Annotated in this window: 21 protein-coding genes; 4 read left to right on the top strand and 17 right to left on the bottom strand. The window is 37.1% G+C overall.

What is annotated here, in order from left to right; all coding sequences use genetic code 11:
• Positions 1-4: 4 nt before the first annotated feature.
• Positions 5-1,441, bottom strand: a complete 1,437-nt coding sequence (locus EMIN_RS02470; RefSeq protein WP_012414649.1) for a 4Fe-4S dicluster domain-containing protein — start codon at positions 1,439-1,441, stop codon at positions 5-7.
• 114 nt (positions 1,442-1,555) lie between these two features.
• On the opposite strand from EMIN_RS02470, the gene EMIN_RS02465 reads away from it, so the two are divergent.
• On the top strand, positions 1,556-3,316 hold the full coding sequence (locus EMIN_RS02465; RefSeq protein ID WP_012414648.1) for a Na/Pi cotransporter family protein: 1,761 nt from the start codon (positions 1,556-1,558) through the stop codon (positions 3,314-3,316).
• 94 nt (positions 3,317-3,410) lie between these two features.
• Positions 3,411-3,926 (top strand): type IV pilin protein, encoded by a 516-nt coding sequence (locus tag EMIN_RS09375; RefSeq protein WP_012414647.1) that lies wholly within the window; start codon positions 3,411-3,413, stop codon positions 3,924-3,926.
• Positions 3,927-4,043: 117 nt separating this feature from the next.
• Here the strand turns inward: EMIN_RS09375 and EMIN_RS02455 are convergent, their stop codons facing one another.
• Entirely contained in the window at positions 4,044-4,634 is a 591-nt protein-coding gene (locus tag EMIN_RS02455) for an SEL1-like repeat protein (protein ID WP_041691238.1), read from the bottom strand.
• A gap of 522 nt (positions 4,635-5,156) precedes the next feature.
• Between EMIN_RS02455 and EMIN_RS08105 the strand changes: the two genes are divergently transcribed.
• On the top strand, positions 5,157-5,930 hold the full coding sequence (locus EMIN_RS08105) for an EFR1 family ferrodoxin (RefSeq protein WP_012414644.1): 774 nt from the start codon (positions 5,157-5,159) through the stop codon (positions 5,928-5,930).
• Positions 5,927-6,643: a DUF5131 family protein gene (locus EMIN_RS02445; protein WP_012414643.1), complete on the top strand. Its 717-nt coding sequence runs from the start codon at positions 5,927-5,929 to the stop codon at positions 6,641-6,643. The genes EMIN_RS08105 and EMIN_RS02445 overlap by 4 nt, the downstream gene beginning before the upstream one ends.
• 93 nt (positions 6,644-6,736) lie before the next feature.
• Here EMIN_RS02445 and EMIN_RS02440 read toward each other — a convergent pair whose 3' ends face one another.
• The 15 genes from EMIN_RS02440 to EMIN_RS02365 all read right to left on the bottom strand — a co-directional run bounded on the left by EMIN_RS02440 (position 6,737) and on the right by EMIN_RS02365 (position 18,855).
• Positions 6,737-9,925, bottom strand: coding sequence for a hypothetical protein (locus EMIN_RS02440; RefSeq protein ID WP_012414642.1), 3,189 nt, complete (start codon positions 9,923-9,925; stop codon positions 6,737-6,739).
• Between the two features lie 119 nt (positions 9,926-10,044).
• On the bottom strand, positions 10,045-11,208 hold the full coding sequence (locus EMIN_RS02435) for an iron-containing alcohol dehydrogenase (protein ID WP_012414641.1): 1,164 nt from the start codon (positions 11,206-11,208) through the stop codon (positions 10,045-10,047).
• Between the two features lie 21 nt (positions 11,209-11,229).
• Entirely contained in the window at positions 11,230-11,838 is a 609-nt protein-coding gene (locus tag EMIN_RS02430) for an HAD family hydrolase (RefSeq protein WP_012414640.1), read from the bottom strand.
• Between the two features lie 122 nt (positions 11,839-11,960).
• A complete protein-coding gene (locus tag EMIN_RS02425; protein ID WP_012414639.1) occupies positions 11,961-12,833 on the bottom strand; it encodes a DUF4097 family beta strand repeat-containing protein in 873 nt (290 codons plus the stop codon).
• Between the two features lie 125 nt (positions 12,834-12,958).
• Entirely contained in the window at positions 12,959-13,240 is a 282-nt protein-coding gene (locus tag EMIN_RS02420; RefSeq protein WP_012414638.1) for a hypothetical protein, read from the bottom strand.
• 82 nt (positions 13,241-13,322) lie between these two features.
• On the bottom strand, positions 13,323-13,883 hold the full coding sequence (locus tag EMIN_RS02415; protein WP_012414637.1) for a hypothetical protein: 561 nt from the start codon (positions 13,881-13,883) through the stop codon (positions 13,323-13,325).
• Positions 13,880-14,839, bottom strand: a complete 960-nt coding sequence (locus EMIN_RS02410; protein WP_012414636.1) for a hypothetical protein — start codon at positions 14,837-14,839, stop codon at positions 13,880-13,882. The genes EMIN_RS02415 and EMIN_RS02410 overlap by 4 nt, the downstream gene beginning before the upstream one ends.
• Before the next feature lie 85 nt (positions 14,840-14,924).
• Positions 14,925-15,311, bottom strand: a complete 387-nt coding sequence (locus EMIN_RS02405) for a barstar family protein (RefSeq protein ID WP_012414635.1) — start codon at positions 15,309-15,311, stop codon at positions 14,925-14,927.
• 16 nt (positions 15,312-15,327) lie between these two features.
• Positions 15,328-15,672: a hypothetical protein gene (locus tag EMIN_RS02400; RefSeq protein ID WP_012414634.1), complete on the bottom strand. Its 345-nt coding sequence runs from the start codon at positions 15,670-15,672 to the stop codon at positions 15,328-15,330.
• Positions 15,669-16,247, bottom strand: a complete 579-nt coding sequence (locus tag EMIN_RS08100) for a hypothetical protein (RefSeq protein WP_012414633.1) — start codon at positions 16,245-16,247, stop codon at positions 15,669-15,671. Before EMIN_RS08100 ends, EMIN_RS02400 begins: the two co-directional genes overlap by 4 nt.
• Positions 16,248-16,279: 32 nt before the next feature.
• Complete coding sequence (locus tag EMIN_RS02390; RefSeq protein WP_012414632.1) at positions 16,280-16,876, bottom strand: hypothetical protein; 597 nt, start codon at positions 16,874-16,876, stop codon at positions 16,280-16,282.
• Between the two features lie 11 nt (positions 16,877-16,887).
• Entirely contained in the window at positions 16,888-17,364 is a 477-nt protein-coding gene (locus tag EMIN_RS02385; protein ID WP_041691237.1) for a hypothetical protein, read from the bottom strand.
• Between the two features lie 2 nt (positions 17,365-17,366).
• Positions 17,367-17,717 (bottom strand): hypothetical protein, encoded by a 351-nt coding sequence (locus EMIN_RS02380; RefSeq protein ID WP_012414630.1) that lies wholly within the window; start codon positions 17,715-17,717, stop codon positions 17,367-17,369.
• A gap of 42 nt (positions 17,718-17,759) precedes the next feature.
• Positions 17,760-18,227 carry a hypothetical protein gene (locus EMIN_RS02375; protein ID WP_041691236.1) on the bottom strand — a complete coding sequence of 156 codons (468 nt, stop codon included), beginning with the start codon at positions 18,225-18,227 and terminating at the stop codon, positions 17,760-17,762.
• 391 nt (positions 18,228-18,618) lie between these two features.
• Positions 18,619-18,855, bottom strand: a complete 237-nt coding sequence (locus EMIN_RS02365) for a hypothetical protein (protein ID WP_012414628.1) — start codon at positions 18,853-18,855, stop codon at positions 18,619-18,621.
• Positions 18,856-18,861: the final 6 nt, after the last annotated feature.

Below are 18,861 nucleotides of genomic sequence, written 5' to 3'. Positions count from 1 at the left end.
TATTTTAATCGTTTTGGGCCGAGTATTTTTCAACGTCTACAGCGGCTTTAATTTTATCTCTTATAGCGTCGGGCCCGCCTACGCAGCCGCCCAAACAAGTCATAACTTCTAAAAAGTTATGCGGACAGTTGCCGTTGCAGTAAGCTTTAAGTTTGTAAATAACTTTTTGGTCTAAGCCGTTAATAAGCTCCGCCTTAATGCCAAGATCTTCTTTAGACGCGGCTCTTACAGCCTTTGTAACGCCGCCCGCTAAAGGAAATCTCATTGCCGCGCCGCTGGGCCTGTTTTCAAGCTTTTCTTCCTCGCACTGAAGCAAATTTATACCTTTGGCGGTTAAAATGGCGTAAAGTTCTTCAAAATTAAGAACAAAGTCAACCAAACCGCTTTGCTGGCCTTCTTTTCTTTTTGATAAACAAGGGCCTATAAACACCGTAACCGCGCCAGGCAGTTCACGTCTTACTATTTCAGCGGTGTAGTGCATAGGCGTTTTGGTATGCGAAATATACTGCTGAAGTTCCGGCACATGCTTTTGCACAAGCTTTGTGTAAGCGAAACAGCAGGAGCTTGTCATAAACTTTTGCCTTTTTTCAATAACGCGCTCTTTAAACTCAGCGGCTTCGTTAGAAGCGGTAACTTCCGCGCCTTTTGCGACTTCATAGACGTAGTCAAACCCGATTTTTTTTAAAGCTGTTGTAAGCACGCCCATACTTGCGTCAAACTGGCCTGCTATAGCAGGGGCCACCATTGCCACAACTTTTTTATCACTGTTAAAGGCTTTTAAAACATTAAGTATTTGGCTGCGCTCCATAATAGCGCCAAAAGGGCAAACCTTCATACATCTGCCGCAGCTTATACACATGCTGTGGTCAATTATAGCGCGGCCTTTTTGGTCTTTTTTAATAGCGTTAACGGGACAAGCTTCCTCACAAGGCACGTTTAATTTTAAAATAGCTCCGTAAGGACAGGCTGACTTACATTTACCGCAGTTTTTGCATTTTGCCGGCTCTATGTAAGCACGTCCGTTTTGCATGCTTATAGCGTTAAAAGGACAGTCGTAAATACACTGCCTGGCCACGCAGCCCTGGCAGACTTCCGTCACCATATAATTACTTCTCATACAAGCTTTGCAGGCTGAATCTAAAACGGTTAAAAGTTTACCTTCTTTATTGTTTAAATCTTTCTGCTCTACAAAGTTATTTAAATGTTCAGCTTCGTCAACTTCGTTTACGGAGTAGCCCAACGCGGCCAAAACGCGGAATTTCAATATTGAGCGTTCTTTATAAACGCAGCATCTGAATTGCGCTTCCGAGCCTGTTGGTATTATGTTATAAGGAATTTTGTGTATATCTTTTTCAAGGTTACCGTGAAAAAACATTGCTGCTATTTCTACAAGTACTTCTCTTTTCAAGTGTTCCGAATTGTTAATCTTTCTTTTTATCATACAGTCATATTATATCTTTTTAAGAACATATCCTCAAATGGGTATATTGACCTTATGTTAATCAAAATATAGAATATAGGGACTTAAAAAAATATACCAGTTAAAGGATAGGACATGAAAACCTTTTTTATTATTTTAAACATATTAGGCGGGTTAGCCGTATTTTTATACGGTATGAAATTAATGAGCGACGGCATGCAAAAAATAGCCGGCAACTCAATGCGAAAACTACTCGCTACAGCCCCCAAAAACAGAGTTACAGCAACTTTAACCGGTATAATAGTAACTTCAATAATACAGTCTTCAAGCGCAACTACTGTTATGGTAGTCGGCTTTAGCAGCGCCGGGATTTTAAGTCTTACCCAGGCGATGGGCGTAATTTTCGGCGCGAATATAGGCACCACTGTTACGGTATGGATTATAAGCTTTTTCGGTTTTAAATTACAACTTTCATTATTTTTACTGCCTGTCATAGCCGCAGGGTTTTTTATACTTTATGCGGTTAAGTGGAAAACTCTTCATCGTCTTGGTGAAGTTATGGTAGGCTTCGGTTTCATGTTTTTGGGCCTTTATATAATACAGATAACCGTACCTGATTTCACACAGGCTCCGCAGGTAGCGCAGTGGTTCGCCCAGCTCAGGCCCGATACGCTAGGCTCCCTTTTACTGTTGATATCCATAGGCACCGCTCTTACCGCCGTTTTGGAATCTTCTACGGCTGTAATAGCGCTTACCATTACCCTTGCAGCCAAAGGCTTTTTTGATTTTCCTACAGCGGCCGCTCTTGTTTTGGGTGAAAATATCGGCACAACAATTACGGCAAATCTTTCGGCCATAGGCTCTTCCCGCACAGCGAAAAGAGCCGCGCTTGCGCATTTTCTTTTTAACTTCTTAGGAGTAGTATGGGTTATATGTATATTTAAATACTTTGTGGATTTTGTTAACTGGGTTATGCCTGGCTCCCCGTACGGAACGGACAACAAAACTTTAATGCTGTATATTCCTTTTCACATAAGCGCGTTTCATACCATTTTTAACGTTTTTAACACGGTTATAATGCTGTTTTTTATTAAACCGCTGGGCAGGCTTACAACAATAATTATACCCCACTCAAAACGTGAGGAAAAGCCCGCCGGCCTTGTTTTTATAGACCCGCGTTTTACCGTAGCGCCGGAACTCGCCGTTGAAGCTGCCCGCAAAGAAATTGAAAGAATGGCAGCCTCGGTAAGCAAAATAATAAGCAAACTTATACACGCTTTAAAAGTTGATGACGACGCCATGTTTGAGCAGCTTATTAAAGACGTTTATACTTTAGAAGAAAGCACCGACATCCTTGAATACAAAATCAACACATATTTAGTAAAACTTTTGCATGAAAGGATTTCAACTGAAGTTTTAGATGAAACTATGGCTTTAATAGACATTATTAATACTATTGAACGTATGGGTGACGGCGGGCAAAAAATAGCCAAAATTATTGAAATTACTAGAAAAGATAAAGAATTTTCCCAAACTGATAAAGATAATATTGAGGAAATAGCCCTTAAAGTTAAACAGGCTGTTAAAGACGCGAGAGAAGGCTTGTTAAGAACCGAATCAGTAAAGAGCAGCGTATCAAAAGAAGCCTTAAGAAAAGCTTTTGAACGGGAAATGGAAATTAACGATTTAAGGCACAGATTAAGAGACGAAAGAAATTTAAGAATGAAACAGGACTCTTCCATAACGCCTATTTCTTCAACGCATTATTCCGATATTCTAAGCCGTTTTGAAAGAATGGCTGACCATGCTTTAAGAATTATAGAAGCTTCAGCCAGCGGTAAAACGCCGGAGCAGGAAAGAGCCGATATGGGCGGAGAATTTAAAAAATATAAATAATAAGATTCAAATATTTTTTTAATATCTTAAAATTAAAATATATTTTAAATACGCCATTTTTTTATTAAATCAAAAAATACCAAAGGAACTATTTATGAAACAAGGATTTACACTAATAGAGCTTTTAGTGGTAGTTCTGATTATAGGCATTTTAGCCGCTATAGCGTTGCCCCAATATAATACGGCTGTTGAAAAAGCCCGTTATACGCAGCTTTTTACGCTTTGCAAGGCTATAGCTGATTCAGCCGAAAGATATTATCTTTCAGAAAGTGTTTATCCGCCGACATGGGGTGATTTGGATATAGATATCCCGGGCGACTGGACTGTTGACTTAAGCAACCCCCACCACGCTACCAGCCCCAAATATGATATTGATTTATATGATTCCTCCTCAAAAAACATCATAGGTTATATAAATAGAAACGCTGATAGGAAAATAGCTTATGTAGTATGGCTTAACAAATCAACCACACGCCCAGGCAACCGCGAATGCTGGGCTGATCCTTCAAGCTCAAGACACCAAAACATATGCAAATCCCTGGGCGGAGTTCAAACCGGCACAACCGGCAGCCCCACATTTCCGAGTTGGATAAGATACGACTTAAACTAGTTTTGTAACAATAAAACGCCCCCGCTTTACAGCGGGGGCGTTTTATTGTTTCTGATATTTGTATTAACGGGAAGGTCACTAAGTAACGCAGCTTACCTTCTTATACTGCTGCAAACTTTATAAATACTTTCTTTTAGCGGTATAAAAATTTTTCTCGGTTTCATCAATCTGCTTTTTAAATTCGGGCAAGTAAGTGTTTTCAATAGCGGCGGCAAGAGTTTGCGCTTTTTCTTTATCCTTCTCTTTTATTTCAATTGTCACCAAAAGTTTTGTTGCCGCTACGCGTATTTCTTTTATTCCGCTTTTACAAGACAACAACAGAAATGCGTAAGTTTCCGTTTTTTTACCTTTAATTCTCATATTTGCCAAAGCATATTTATATTGCGCGGTCGAAAAGCCTTTCACGGCTGATTTTCTTAATGTTTTCGCCGCTTCTTTATATTCCTCCCCTTCGTAAAACGCGTCCCCCAGCAAATACAGGGCAACGGGGTTGCCGTTTTCCGCGCTGGAAACAATTTTTTTAGCCGTGGCGTTTTCATCAGGATTTTCTGAAGGGTTAAAATAAAGTTCCGATATTTCCTGACTTTCTTTAACCGAAGGATAACTTGTTAGCTTAGTGTAAGAGTCGTAGCTTCTGTTAGCAGCGCAGGAAGCTAACATAATTACTCCTAAAACAACAAAGGTAATTACAAACATTTTCTTTAGCATAAAATCCCCCGTACACAATGATAATCTATCATTTAATTAAAATCATATAGAACAGCGTAGCATTTTAAATAGAAATAAACAAAAGCTCCGCTTTTATCCGGTGTTTTGTTTTTATTGTATTACTTCAAGTTTTATTCTTCTGTTTAAAGCCCTTCCTTCTTTAGTATCATTTGCCGCCACAGGCTTATCAGCGCCAAAACCTTCAAAGTGATTTTATTTTCATCTATGCCTTGGCTTATAAGAAAGCGAACCACTGACTGGCCATGTTTAGGAAAGGGTTTGGTTATGCGCCGCCCTTCCGGTAGAATCAGTAAAAGCTTGGTCTGCGCGGCCTAAAACACAGGCGGATAAAAACACAAATAAAACTATAGCTTTTTTCATAAAATCACTATTTTCCCACTTGTTTAACGATATATGTTTATTTAAAATATAATTAACATAATCTAATTAATATTCTATCAGAAAATAAGATTCATGCATATATTTTTAGTATTATAAATATATAAGATATAAGGGAAAAAAATGAAAACCATAGTGTATTGTTTTTCAGGCACAGGCAACAGTGTTTACGCGGCCGCTAAAACAGCCAAAGCTCTTTTGAGCGAAGTTAAATTTATAACACATGAGCTTAAAACGGACGGCTTTGTTTGTAATGCTGAACGCGTTGTTTTTTCGTTCCCTGTATACTATTGGGGCCCTCCGGTAAAGGTGCTTGAATTTATTAAAAAACTTCAAATGCCAAACGCCCGTTACATTTCCGTACTCGCAAACGCCGGAAGTAGCTATGGGGCCGTGTTTGGCATAACGGCAAAATTGCTTGAAGAAAAAGGCAAAAATTTAGATTATGCCGTCGGCATCAAAATGCCTTCAAATTATATACCTTTTATAAGTGTTAAAAGCGCCGAAAAATCGGCAAAAAAACTAGAAAAAGCCGATAAAGACATTGACGCCTATATAGATAATGTAAAAAACGGTTTTACAAACGGCCCTTTTACAATAAATAAACTGGCAAAAAAAGTTTTTGATTTTTCACACGCCAAAACAGCAAATAAAGATAAAAAATTTTTTGTAAACCCCGGCTGCACAAAGTGCGGCGTATGCGCCGCCGTATGCCCCGCGGACAACATTATAATTAATGATAACGGCCCCGAATGGCGGCATAAATGCCTGCAATGCATGGCCTGCATAAATTATTGTCCGGAAAAAGTGATACAAATACGTTTTGCTTTCTCAAAATACCAAGACAGATACCGCCACCCTCTTATAAGCGCGGCAGAAATTTCTAAACAGAAATGAAAACAACCTGGAACCCCTGGCACGGCTGCCGTAAAATAAGCGAAGGCTGCAAACATTGCTATGTATACCGTATTGACGCTATGCACGGCAGGGACGCTTCCTTAGTAAAAAAAACATCCCTCTTTAACCTTCCCGTAAGGCGCGACCGCAGCCGCAGTTACAAAATACCCTCCGGGCAAACTGTTTTTACCTGTTTTACCTCAGACTTCCTGCTTGAAGAAGCCGACGAGTGGCGTAAAGAAGCTTGGGAAATGATGAAAATAAGAAGCGATTTAAATTTCTTTTTTATTACTAAAAGAATACATCGTCTTGAAAGCGTTGTCCCCCCGGATTGGGGTGAAGGATACTCCAATGTTACAATAGCCTGCACTGCCGAAAACCAAGAAATGGCCGATTATCGCATTCCTATATACAAAAACGCGCCGATAAAAAATGAAAGAATTATTATATGTGAACCTCTTTTAGGCCCAATAAACCTTTCAAAACATTTAGGAACGTGGGTAAGCCAGATTATAGCCGGCGGTGAATCTGGGTTAGAGACCAGAATATGCGATTATAACTGGGTGCTTGATATAAGAAAACAATGCGCTAAAGTCGGTATTTCATTTATCTTTAAACAAACAGGCGCCAGGTTTTTGAAAGACGGTAAACTTTATAAAATAGATAAAAAACTGCAGCACAAACAGGCAAAAAAAGCGAATATAAATTTATAAATAAAACTCCCCGCTTTATGGAGGAGATTTTCTGTTAATAAATAATAAAAAAACCCGCTTGATTGCCGGAGGGTTTTTTATGGTAAAAATGAATTATTTTACAACCCTTTCAGCAACCTGGTCTAAAAATGTAATTCTTTCCCTGTGCGCCATACCGGCAAAAGAAGGAATTTCTTTGCGTATAAAGTACTCTGTTTTAACATAAGGTTTTAAACCGTTAAAACGTACGCGGTACACTGTTTTTACAGGGTAAAAATCTCTTGTAAAAAGAGATAAATACCCGCTTGCGCCTTTACCCAAATGCTCCGGAATAGGCTGGCCTACAATACGGTTTTGCGGTAAAATTGTGGCCTTTAAATCCGGCACTTTTCTTAAAGCCATTTCAGCTTTTTGTACGGTTAACAAATCACGCGTGGCGTCCAACCCGTCGGCAACGATGTTGCTTGCTCTTACAAGGTCAATGTCAACCTCTTTAATATCTTTAACATAAGGAACATTTTTTAAAGTAACTACGCGCGGTTTGAAAGACTCGTCAAAAACAATCGCTTTAACATTGCTTTGGGATTCTAAAGCAAAACGGTTTACCATGCGGGTGCCGTCGTAATTTTTAGGAACCGCGCCGCCTGCGCTTTCGCCGAAAGAAGCCTGGCAGGCGCGGCCTTCATGGCAGTTAATCCTTATTCTTGTTGTTGTGGGGAATGCATCAGTTTTAACCATTTCTTCCCACGCAAGGTAACTTTTATCATACTTAGGAATAGAGCGGTATTGCGTAATCATAATATCGCCAAATTCATCTAAAGAAAGATAGTTTTTTCTATTGCCCAAAACAAGCATATCCTGCACTTTATCTAAAGGATTAGAAGGGGTAATAGTATTTTTTATATATTCTTTAGCCGCAAGGTTGCGCCTTTCATTTTCCCAAGATACCCATTTGGGACTGTTTAAAAAGAATTCTGGCGTTTTATCAACTTCTTTATATACACTTATTCTTTTTTGAGTAAAATAATCGCGTAATGAAACTTGACGCCCGTCGGCCGCTTCAATCTTTCTAACCCAAAGTTCATTAACTCTTTCACGGTTCGCTCTGTAACTTTTTTCTGTAATTTCATCAACCATTTTTGTCCAATTTTTCTTAAGACCGTGCGTCATCGCTTCATTATTTTTATAGCTGAAGCCTTGTTTAAAAGTATAATCCTTCATGCTTGTTATGATTTCAGCTAATTCCACATTATTGGTTACAAGAGTACCTTCACCGTCGGCAAGATTTACAAGTTTTTCAACATTGGCGTTAAACTTTTTCTTATAATACGCCGCGGGAAGACGCTTTGTACCGGGAATAAGAGTTTTGTCATACATAAAATCAGGCAGCCTCCCCTTTGTTTTGATAGGGTTTAAAATTGCCTGTTCGGCGTCCTTCATTGACATATGGAAAAAATACTCCGTCAAATTATTAACTTTAGCAGGCGACATGCCTTCAATAGCCTCTATTTGGTTGCGCGGATGGAAATAACCGTTCCTGTAATAATCCATCCATTTATTTATAATGCCGGCTTCATCGTGCAGGCCGGAAGGGTATTTGCGGTTAATAGGGTTTTTTAGCGCAACATGCTGAAATTGGGCTGTAGGAACAGCGGGACGCAAAGAAACCGGGTTAACCGTAACTTTCTGTTGCATTAATATGGAACCCGGTTCATAAGGTTTTATCGCGTTTTCCGTAACGGAGGAACTTCTTTCCGCGTAAACAGTAATATTTTTTTGCGGTTTAACCACTTGCCCGGAAGCGGGATGCAAAGAAGAAAGATCGGTTTTAACTTTTTTTTGCGGAGTAACAAATTGGGCTTTAGGCGCCACCGCTTGCGCGCTTCGCGCGCCTGCCGTTACTGTGGAAGGTGCTTTAAATTTAGGTAAAGTGCTAAGCTGTCCTGAGGCGAAAAATTTACCCAAACTCATATTGCGTTTGTTAGCTACATATTTAATTTTATTAATATGCCTTAATATTCTGGCGCCGTTTTTTACAACGTTAAAAGCCGTACCGAAACCTGCAAAAGCTACCATAAAAGCAATTTCCATGCCGACAGCGTCGGAAATATCTTTGGCTGCTTTACGAGGATCAGGTTCAAGCGGTACAATAACAAGACATTCATTACTGCCTGTTTTTGTAAGATAAGACTGCGCTAAACCCCTTCCGTAAGCGTAGGCAAGCTTTTTCTTTAATTCAAAATCTTCCTGCGCGGAAAGGTACCTGCCGTAGTTACAATAGTAACTTTTTAAATTGTCTTTATTTATCCTTGTTTCAGTTTCCGAAAGCCCATTAACGTAAGCCAGATTGATATTAGCGTGAATATGCGAAACTAAACTGTATTTATTAAAAGCGTATTTTTTAAGCAAAGGGAGCACCGGTGTACCTAATTCCGACAAGGTGTCCAACGCCGCTATCTGAGTTTGCGCATTTGGTGAAAAATAGGAACGGTGGTTTTTATTTTGATTAAAAAGCCCTTCTTTACCGTGCATTATTTTATCTGTTAATTGTTCAACTTCTTTTATACCACCCAAAATAGAAACAGCTATAACTAGACCTCTTGTTAAAATAGCGTTAGATTCTTCCGAGCCGTAATCATTGCCGGCTAAATTTTTTATTAAAGAAAGTCTTTCTTTTCTTACCGCTAAAGGCGACCCTCTGTAAAGAACTTCAGAAAGCGTGTTGTTAACAGCTTCCCCCAAATTAACAACATATTTGTTTTTGCTGTAGGAAAGCCCTATTGCGGAGGCGGAAAGAAATTCACAATATATGCCAGAACATTTGTTTTGTGTTTTTAAAACATATTCAAATCTTTTGTAAGCTCTCTCGGCGTCTTCGGCCGTAATAAGATTTTCTTTTAACTGGTTTACGAGCGTCATTGCGCCCAATGCCTGCACATTGGCGTTGCCTTCTTTATTAATATAAGATATTAACATACCGTTAAATGCGTTTACGTGTTCCCAAAACAAGGCTTCATTGCCAGATTCGGCCGATTTTTCTATTTCTTTCATGGAAATATCTAAAATAAATTCCGCCAAGTGCAAATCCCTTGCATAAGTGTCAAGCATTTGTTTATAGCGGTTGTCGGTTTCCATTTGGCTTCTAATTGCATCTCTTTTAATTACAAAGTCTTCTAAAGGAGGAGCTTGTGTTAATTTACGGTAATTATCCGCGCCACGGCTTTGACCGTAAACCAAAGTCGTTTGCATGTTTAAAATAATAATCAATAATAAAGAGATAAATTTTTTAATAGTGTTTAACATATATAAATTTTAGGAATTATATATTTAGAACACATGAGTCAAAAGGCCTATAAAAAGATAGGTCTTTTTATAGGCCCTTCGGCTAAATAGAAACATTTTTAAAAGTTAACAGTAATAAACTATAAAGCCAGTTTATAAACATCCAAAACAGCATTAGCGTCAAGTTTAATAAAGTTGCCCAGCGATCCGAAAGCTGTTGCCTTACCCGACATAAGCAGCAAATCCTGCTCTGTGGGATTAAGAATATCTTTTATCCTTGTAGGCAGCCCCAATGACTTAAAAAATTCCTCAGTCCTTTTTATTCCTTTAACGGCAAGGGTTTCTTCCGTATCTTCAGGTTTTTCACCCCAAACATTTACGGCGAATTGCGCAAATAAACCCGTATTATGCTTATATACATACTTCATCCATGCCGGGAAAATTATTGCCAACCCCGCGCCGTGGGCGATGTCATAAACCGCACTTAAAGAATGTTCTATAGCGTGGGATGCCCAATCCTCCTCTCTGCCCATTCCAAGCAAGCCGTTATGCGCCAAATTGCCGCTAAACATTATTTCGGCCCAGACGTTGTAATCTTTATTATCTTTTAAAAGTTTAGGCGCATTTTTGATAATAGCTTTTAAAGTAGCTTCGCAAAGATTATCGGTAAGATCGTTATTTTTGACATTTGTAAAATATCGTTCAAAAATATGGGCCATCATATCACAAACTCCGTAAGCCATTTGATTTTGAGGTAAAGTAAAACAAAGTTCCGGGTTTAAAATACTAAAAACGGGCCTTAATAAAGGAGAGTTGAAACCTATTTTCATTTGGGTTTCTTCATTAGTAATAACCGTGCCTTGGCTGCTTTCACTGCCGGCCGCGGGTATTGTTAAAACAGCGGCAACAGGTAAAGATTTTGTAAGAGTTGTTTTTCTCATAAAAAAGTCCCAAACATCACCCTCATATCCCACGCCCATGGCAATTGCTTTGGCGCTGTCTATAACACTGCCTCCGCCCGCGGCTAAAATAAAGCCGATATCATGTTCTCTGCAAAGTTTTATGCCTTCGCGCACCAAAGAAAGGCGCGGGTTAGGCTGCACGCCTCCCAACTCAACAAAGTCAACGCCCGCTTCTTTTAATGATGTTATTATTTCCTCATATAAACCGCTTTTTTTAATACTTCCGCCGCCATAGTGAAATAATATTTTTGAAGAATACTTTTTAATATTTTTGCCCGTTTCTTTTTGAACACCGCGGCCAAAAATTATTTCCGTAGGACTATAGAACCTGAAATTATTCATATTAATACCCCTTTAATTTAGCTATATTTTTACTCCCATTTTTTTAAGCGCTCCACGCGCCTGCAACGTATTTTCAAAAAGAATTGTGTTAACGCCAAGATGTTGCGCCGCGTCAACATTCTCCTTTTTGTCATCTATAAAAACGCTTTCTTCCGGCTTTAAATTGTATTTTGATAAAAGTATTTTATATATTTTTTCCGAAGGTTTAATTTCATTTACATCGGCTGAAACTACAAGGCCGTCAAAACTGTCGGCAAAGGGGTATTTTTGTGTGCAGATATCAAATTTTTCCCTTGAAAAATTTGTCAAGCCGTAAATATTATATTTTGCTTTTTTTAGCTCTTTAATCAAGTTTAAACTGCCTTCCACTTCACCTGTTATTGAAGAAAGCCAGTTTTTATCATAAGCTTCTATAGCTTCTTTATATTGAGGAAACTTTTTTACTAATCCGCCTATAGCTTCTTTAAAAGAAAGTCCCTTGTCCATGGCCAGGTTTACATTTTCAAAATCAATTTCTTTTAAAAACGATTCAACTTCCGCCCTGTTTTTAAAATAATTTTTAAAAACAGCGTACGGATCCCAACATACTAAAACATTACCGACATCAAATATTATATTCTTTATTTCCATAACCCCAAACCTCCAAACTTACTATATTATATATTCTTTTTATCGCGGGGTTTTTACAGTTTTGCGGGCGCCGGCTTAGAAAAGCCGCGCCCGCAAAAAAGTTAAAAAAACTTAAATAAAAATTATTCAGCAAATCTTAGTTTAATATTACCGTTTGCGGAAAGAATGTTAAGTTCATTGGCAACATCTGGTTTTTTAGATTCATTGTATGATTTTAAAGCAAAGCTGTTTACAGTAATTTCTCCTTTTTTAGCTGTTATTATTTTATTATATTCACTTTCTTTTAAGGATGTTCTTAATTCAATATTCCCTGTTTTAGTCTCTATTTTTGCAATTCCTTTTACCTCGCCTTTAATTTTTATACCACCGCTTATGGTATTAATGTCGACATCATTTAAAACGCTTCTTTCAACTTTTATATCTCCGGAAGATAAAAACGCTTTAAGCATGTCAAAAGAAGAATCCTCTATTGATATTTCTCCATTTATTGAGAAGATATCCCCTCTGACTGCGGAAAATCTTTCCAAATCAATGTCGCCGGATTCTGTTTTAGCGTAAAATTCTTTACAGGCAATTCCTTTTATTTCAATATCTCCGCTTGTAAGAGTTGAAGTTATTTGTTGGCATGTAAAAGAAGTCGGCACAAAAATTTTAATTTCATCGTTAATACATTTTCTGTGGGTGGCGCGCATTTTGCTTTTGCAGTCCATATGATATTGCGGTAACTGCGTTATAACAAGCTTACCGTCAGCCAAAGTCCAGTCTATATTTCTTTTATCCATAACTTTTGTATGGATTTTATAAGATTCGGCAGGCAGGATCTCCACATCAATTGAAGTTCCTTTAATTTCTATACTTTTAAAAACTTCCGTATCATAGTAAGAGGATATAAAAGTTTTACCCCCTTTTGTTACAATATTATCAACATTCTCGGATTTAGCCTGAATGCAAAACACTGTTAAAAAAATCGCTGTATAAATAAAGTATTTATTCATTTTTCCCTCCTGTATATATATTTATATCTAAGCAATTTTTTTCAAACCTGTGTATGCTGCAAAAAATACCGCCGCTGAGTTCTTAGCGGCGGCTTAATATAAACTTCTTAAGAATTTTACATATTTTATTCTGATAACTTAGTACAACACATCAATTTATATTCTTCCGGCAAATATTTCAGCTCTGTTTCCCATTTTATTTCATACATTTTCAATCTTTTTTCCTCAGAATTTAGTTTTGGATTCAAACGAAGATATTTCAAATATTTTTTATTTGACTCTTGTATTATTTTCTTTTGGTTATCCCAATATTCTTTTACTATTGGAATATCTGTTTTGGGTTGATATTTATCATTAACATCTTTAAATTTAACACTGTCACATACCGCCACTGCCGCACCGGGCATTAAGGCTGAACCTCACTTACCAACAATTAATATAGGAAATAGATATCCTCCCTTTCGCTTTTATTACATAGTTGATATATCTTTATTCTCTTTTATCTATTATTCTAAAATCATCTATTGTTATCCTCTTGCTAAAGAAATATTTACTATATAGATTTAAGACTATTTGATGATATCCTTTAAAAGTATTAAATGTTTCATATAACATAGCATCATTTGCAAATATGAATTCAAGATCAAAGACTTTCCTTAGTGTGTCCTTGTGACACAAAACATGAAAATTATCATCATCATCCATCAATATATATAATTCTTCATCCTCCGAATAAAATAAATTATATTCATAATAATTCAATCTAAATTCATTGTAAAATTTACTAAATTCAGCTTCGTTATTTATTTCCAACTTGCGCGATTCTGAAAATGCTAAGTTTTTATTAAAATTTTCAATCCATTTAATTGATTTATCTTTACATAAAGAAAAAAGTATTTTCTGAAAAATCTTAGGTTTTTGAAATAAAACGAAAACTATAAAATCTTTCTTAGCTTGCAAGAAATCTTCTTTAAAAACAATCCATTTACCTTTAGAATCCCCATAGTCAACTTCTTTACATTCGAATATATCTTCTATTTTATTTTTCATTGTATTAACCTTATTTTTTTAAAAATTTTACCATTCTTTAAAACTTCTAAAGTAGGCTCTTTGTTGCCTGATGTAGAAAAATTCCTAAATGTATAACTTATATTTTCTCCTGATTTTTTGTAAATTTCCACTTTTCCATCTTTTGAAAAACTTTTCTCATATCCATTTTCTTGCAAGGTATCACTTATTTCTTTATGAGTTCTGTTAGTTAATCTGTTTTCTATAGAATCCTTATTTGTACTATCTTTATATTCAGAACTTTCACCTTGTTTCTTTTCTTTCTTATCTCCTTTAGGCTCTTCCGGCATTTTAGGCGGCGGCGGGGTTGCTGGTGAACTCTGTTCCTGTTTCCCCTCCCCCTTTTTTGACCCGCTTCCAGATGATTGCTGTATTCCTTTTGCCAAATCATCTGACGCTTTCTTTGCAAAGTATAGCATACCCCCTATCAATACTGCCGTGCCCAGCATTCCCGCAGGAGTTAATACTATGGCAGAATTCTCTGTATCCTGCGGCCCGTATGTTGTATACAATCCGTTTGTATTTGCTAAATAATCTGCATTGCTTACTGCACCGCCAGTATATCCCAAAGGCCCGCTATACAACCCTCCCATAAAGCTTTTATCACTATAGTTGTTGCTTCCCCCCTTTAACCAATCATTCGCACTTATATCACTGCTGCCAAAACCACTGCCAAATATTGTAAATAATCCGTTCCTGTCTGCCGCATATTCACCCATGAGCCCCGCATACGGGTCACTAAATCCCAAACCATGAAAGCCTTCCTCTACTCCAACAGATTTCATGGTTTTACCGTCTATTATATTGCCATCCGCTCCTATCAGGTTAGTTCCGCCTATGCCTGCTTCTTTTATGTAGCCGCCTTGTCGGTATACTTCTACCTCATTGCCGCCCGCATCTTTTATAATATACGTTTCTCCTTCTGACTTGGCATACACAACCGCTTTATAATCTTTGCCTGATACACCATAGGTTTTATAATAACTATCTCTTATGGCTTCTGCTTGCGCTACTTCTTGCGCACTATATTTTCCCGGGTTCTTTATGCAAATATTTTTCTATTTTTTCTTTGTATTCTATTGGGAATCCAACAATCAACGTACATGCACCGTCATTGTTCCAATATAAAACCGCATCCGCTAAAATCTCTATATATATCTTAAAATCAATCTCATTTATGATTATATTCTTTTCATGATGTATGATTATATCCGTTGCATTTAACCAATCTAAATCCTTTAAACATTCGTCTAATGCATCCCAGTTATATCCAAAATAATCAGGAAATTTCAACTTTTCCGCAAATTCTTTTAGCAATTCTTTTTTAGAATTTACATTTAGCGAAATATAAAATGCTTTCCTTTTATAAGATATTTCTCTTCCATTGTAATATTCAAAAATATTTTCCATAATCTTCTACTAATATTTAAGGATTGAGTTTTCCATTACGCCATTCATTTAGGACCATCTCTGCCGCAAATGATTTTTCTCCCCGCTCTGCAATTAATTTTTCTAATGCTTTTATTGCAAGATTTTCATCTTCTGCCAATAAGTATGTTGCTGCCCAAGAACGTACTATGGGAGAAGATTCTACTAACAATTCCTTTAAAACGATTAATTTCCCTATTTTCTTTAATTTCTCTTTAATTTTTATAAGTTTATCCGCATATTTATTAGCTTTTTTGGAATCGCAATTTTTTTGCGCTGTCCAGTTTTCAATAGCGGCATGTTTAAAATCTATTAATATTTTATCTATATCATTTTCTCTCATGGCAACATCCCCTTGTTTGATTTATCTAATATTTTTAACCCAAAATCATATTGTTGTTCATAGCTCTGAGTACTAAGCCATTGTCGCACAGTTTTATTTCCTGTAAATTCCTGTTTTGAACTATAATAGGAAGATATTTTTTGATGTATGCTCCCAACACCATGATTTATGGGAACTATATTATCTGTATTTTGTAATGCTCTTTCCCCAAACAGCAGTTTGTTTGAAGGCGTCTGCTCTACTATGTGATGCCATGCTCTATTTGTTCCTGCTATCCCCAACTCCCTTTTAAAAGCGGAATATGAATCAAATTCCAAGTATCCAGTTTTCAAATTAGATGAGGATGCGCTTATTAATCTATTTCCTGTTCTAAGCAGGCTCACTCCTGATAATGGCCCTGTTACAGCTCCCAATACTCCATTACCAATCCTTAAACCCAATACCAGCTTTTGCTCTGTACTTAAGTTTTCACTCCCTACCCACGTGCCTAACGCGTCAGCAGCGTCATGCGCAGCGTATCCGCTGCTTACTACACCTACCCCTCCTACAAATAACGCTCCTCCCGTTTTTCCCAATACCGCCGCTGAATTATCAACGGCGGTATTTTTTATTTTGCAAAACTTTCACCTTTTAAAAGTTTAACTGATTTCGCAAATTTATCTTTATTTTCTGCTGGAATAGCTCGCCCTTCCCGAACAGCATCTATTCTTTCTAATAAATATTTTCTTCCTGTTGCATATTTTATAATTCTATAGTATTTACCATCAAAATCTAATGGTATTTTTTCAAAAATGTCCCAATACCCGCACTCTCCTGGGTATAAAATACCTTCTACATACCAACCGCTAACACCCCTTTTATTTTTACCCTCATACACTTTAAACCATGGTAGTTTAGGCTCAGGCTTTTCTAAATAAAACTTTTTAAACGCGAATCCTTCCTGTGCGTAGTCAAACAATGCATTTCGCAAATTATTTGATTCACACAAAACACATCCTGCAGATGGGGATATAAAGCTAAAAGTTATATAACCTTGATACTTGATTGTTTCTTTATCAAAAATTTTTTTATCCCCATCCATAGAAACTGGTTGCATACTTATTATATGATAGTATCTTGTTTTTTCTCCATCTTTATGATATAAAGTACACCCATAAAGAAATATTGGTATTAACATCACAAAAATTACATTCTTTATATACATAAAACACCTCTCTATTTTCTTCTAAACGTTGCTAAACGTTCTTGCAATCTTATTTCCATATAAAAAGCTATTTGTTCATGTATGCCGCTTGATTTGCCTGTTTCTTCAACTGCACGTTGTGAACCTCTTAGAACCACTCCGTCTTGCCCTTTAAACATGCCTACTTCTATACCTTGGTGCGCTACCCCTTCATGAAAGCTTGTCAACATTGCCTGGTCAGAATCTGTTACATTAGCTATTACCGCGCCTGCTATATGCGTTTTATCCGCCTCTATATTGACGCTGTTTGTGCCTATTATACTGGTTTGGTTATTTACCCAAGCCATATCCGTATAACCGCTTGAGTTATTTAAACCAAAATTTCCGCTAACTCCGCCGCCTATTCCGCCGCCTACGCTAAAACCGCTGCCACTGGGCACAAACGCGTTTAGCGGCAATACTAAGATTACCACTAAATAAACAACGGTTAGTTTTTTAATAATACTCAATATTATATTTCCCAAAACTCACGAATAGAACTATCCTCATCATTTGGATATCGCTTGTCTGGTTCAAAATGGCCTATTTTATCTTTATATAAAAAACTTTGAGGATATTTTGTCAAGTGGCCTGCCAAGGACCGTCCAGTTATCGGGCATTTTATACCTGCCACAATTTCATCAATGGTTTTTGATGCGGTATTTTTATCTCCAATTTCTAAGGCATAAATCTCTCCTGTTCTTAAATCAGTGTATAATTCCGTATAATAGCCAAAGTCGGGCAATGTATACTCAACTTCTACGTTGTATTCCCCATCTACTACAGCATATCCACGATAACATCTTACTTGAACCTTGTTCATAAATTATCTTCCTCTTAATAAAAATGTTGTTTTAATAGTTCATCACGGCTTAATAATTTTTATAGGCACAGCCCCCTCTCTAATTAAAAGATTGGTAGTGCCGGGCGCACGCAATGACGGCGTAGTCAAAATATTTACATCTCCAGTAAACGATAATGGTTGGTTTATATAATTACTTGGCGGACTTGATATATTGAGAGAGGGAGTAATAGGATAATTTACTTCAAACACTGTAAACGGTGTATTGGGCTTGTGATATATAAATTCCTTTATTGCTCCTTCAATTGTGTTATTGATATAAGTGCCATCATTGCCTATACGACCAGCAGCACCTGATTGATAGAACGTACCTGATTCTAGTGTAGATTGAGCATATTTTGATTCAATAACACGATAACCCGTTCCTGTTGTAGTCGTTCCTAAAGCATTACTTCCCGTTCTAAGCAGGCTCACTCCTGATAATGGCCCTGTTACTGCTCCCAATACTCCATTACCAATCCTTAAACCCAATATCAGCTTTTGCTCTGTACTTAAGTTTTCACTCCCTACCCACGTGCCTAACGCGCCAGCAGCGTCATGCGCAACGTATCTGCGGAAATACTGTCAGAAAATATGTCTGTTTCGCCTTCGTTATAATCGCAGACAAAGTTGCCGGCAGTCAATTCTACACAAGTTGAGTGTGAATATACACAAAGATATAAAAAAGCAAAAAACAATACAAAACATTTAGCCTTGTTTGTATAACAGCCCATAATATTCCTTTAGCAAAATATAAAACCGAATTGCGTTATTTAATATATAGTAACTATCATAATGCTTTAATTTTCTTGTTAGCGCGTTGGGGGATATTCCGGTTAATCGATATTCTATGAAATTATTAGATATATTTTTATATTTTTTGTTAAAGCCCATCTTTAAGATTTAAAAGAACATCTGTGAAATAAAAAAAATACCGGCCCCCTTCAGAAGTGAAATAAAGCTGCCTATTCTTACATTTTTCCTGTATTACCCGCAATCTGCCGTTTGAAAAACAGTTATTACGGGCTTTAACATATTCTTTCGGGCTGAGTTTAACTCTTCCATCCATAATATATTCGGCCTGTCGCTTTAAAATTTCTTCTGTTTTTCTTACAGCCATATTTCA

The organism is Elusimicrobium minutum Pei191 (genome assembly GCF_000020145.1).
GTDB lineage: Bacteria > Elusimicrobiota > Elusimicrobia > Elusimicrobiales > Elusimicrobiaceae > Elusimicrobium > Elusimicrobium minutum.
Note: the sequence above shows the minus strand (reverse complement) of the source record. Positions and strands in the feature narration are given on the sequence as shown.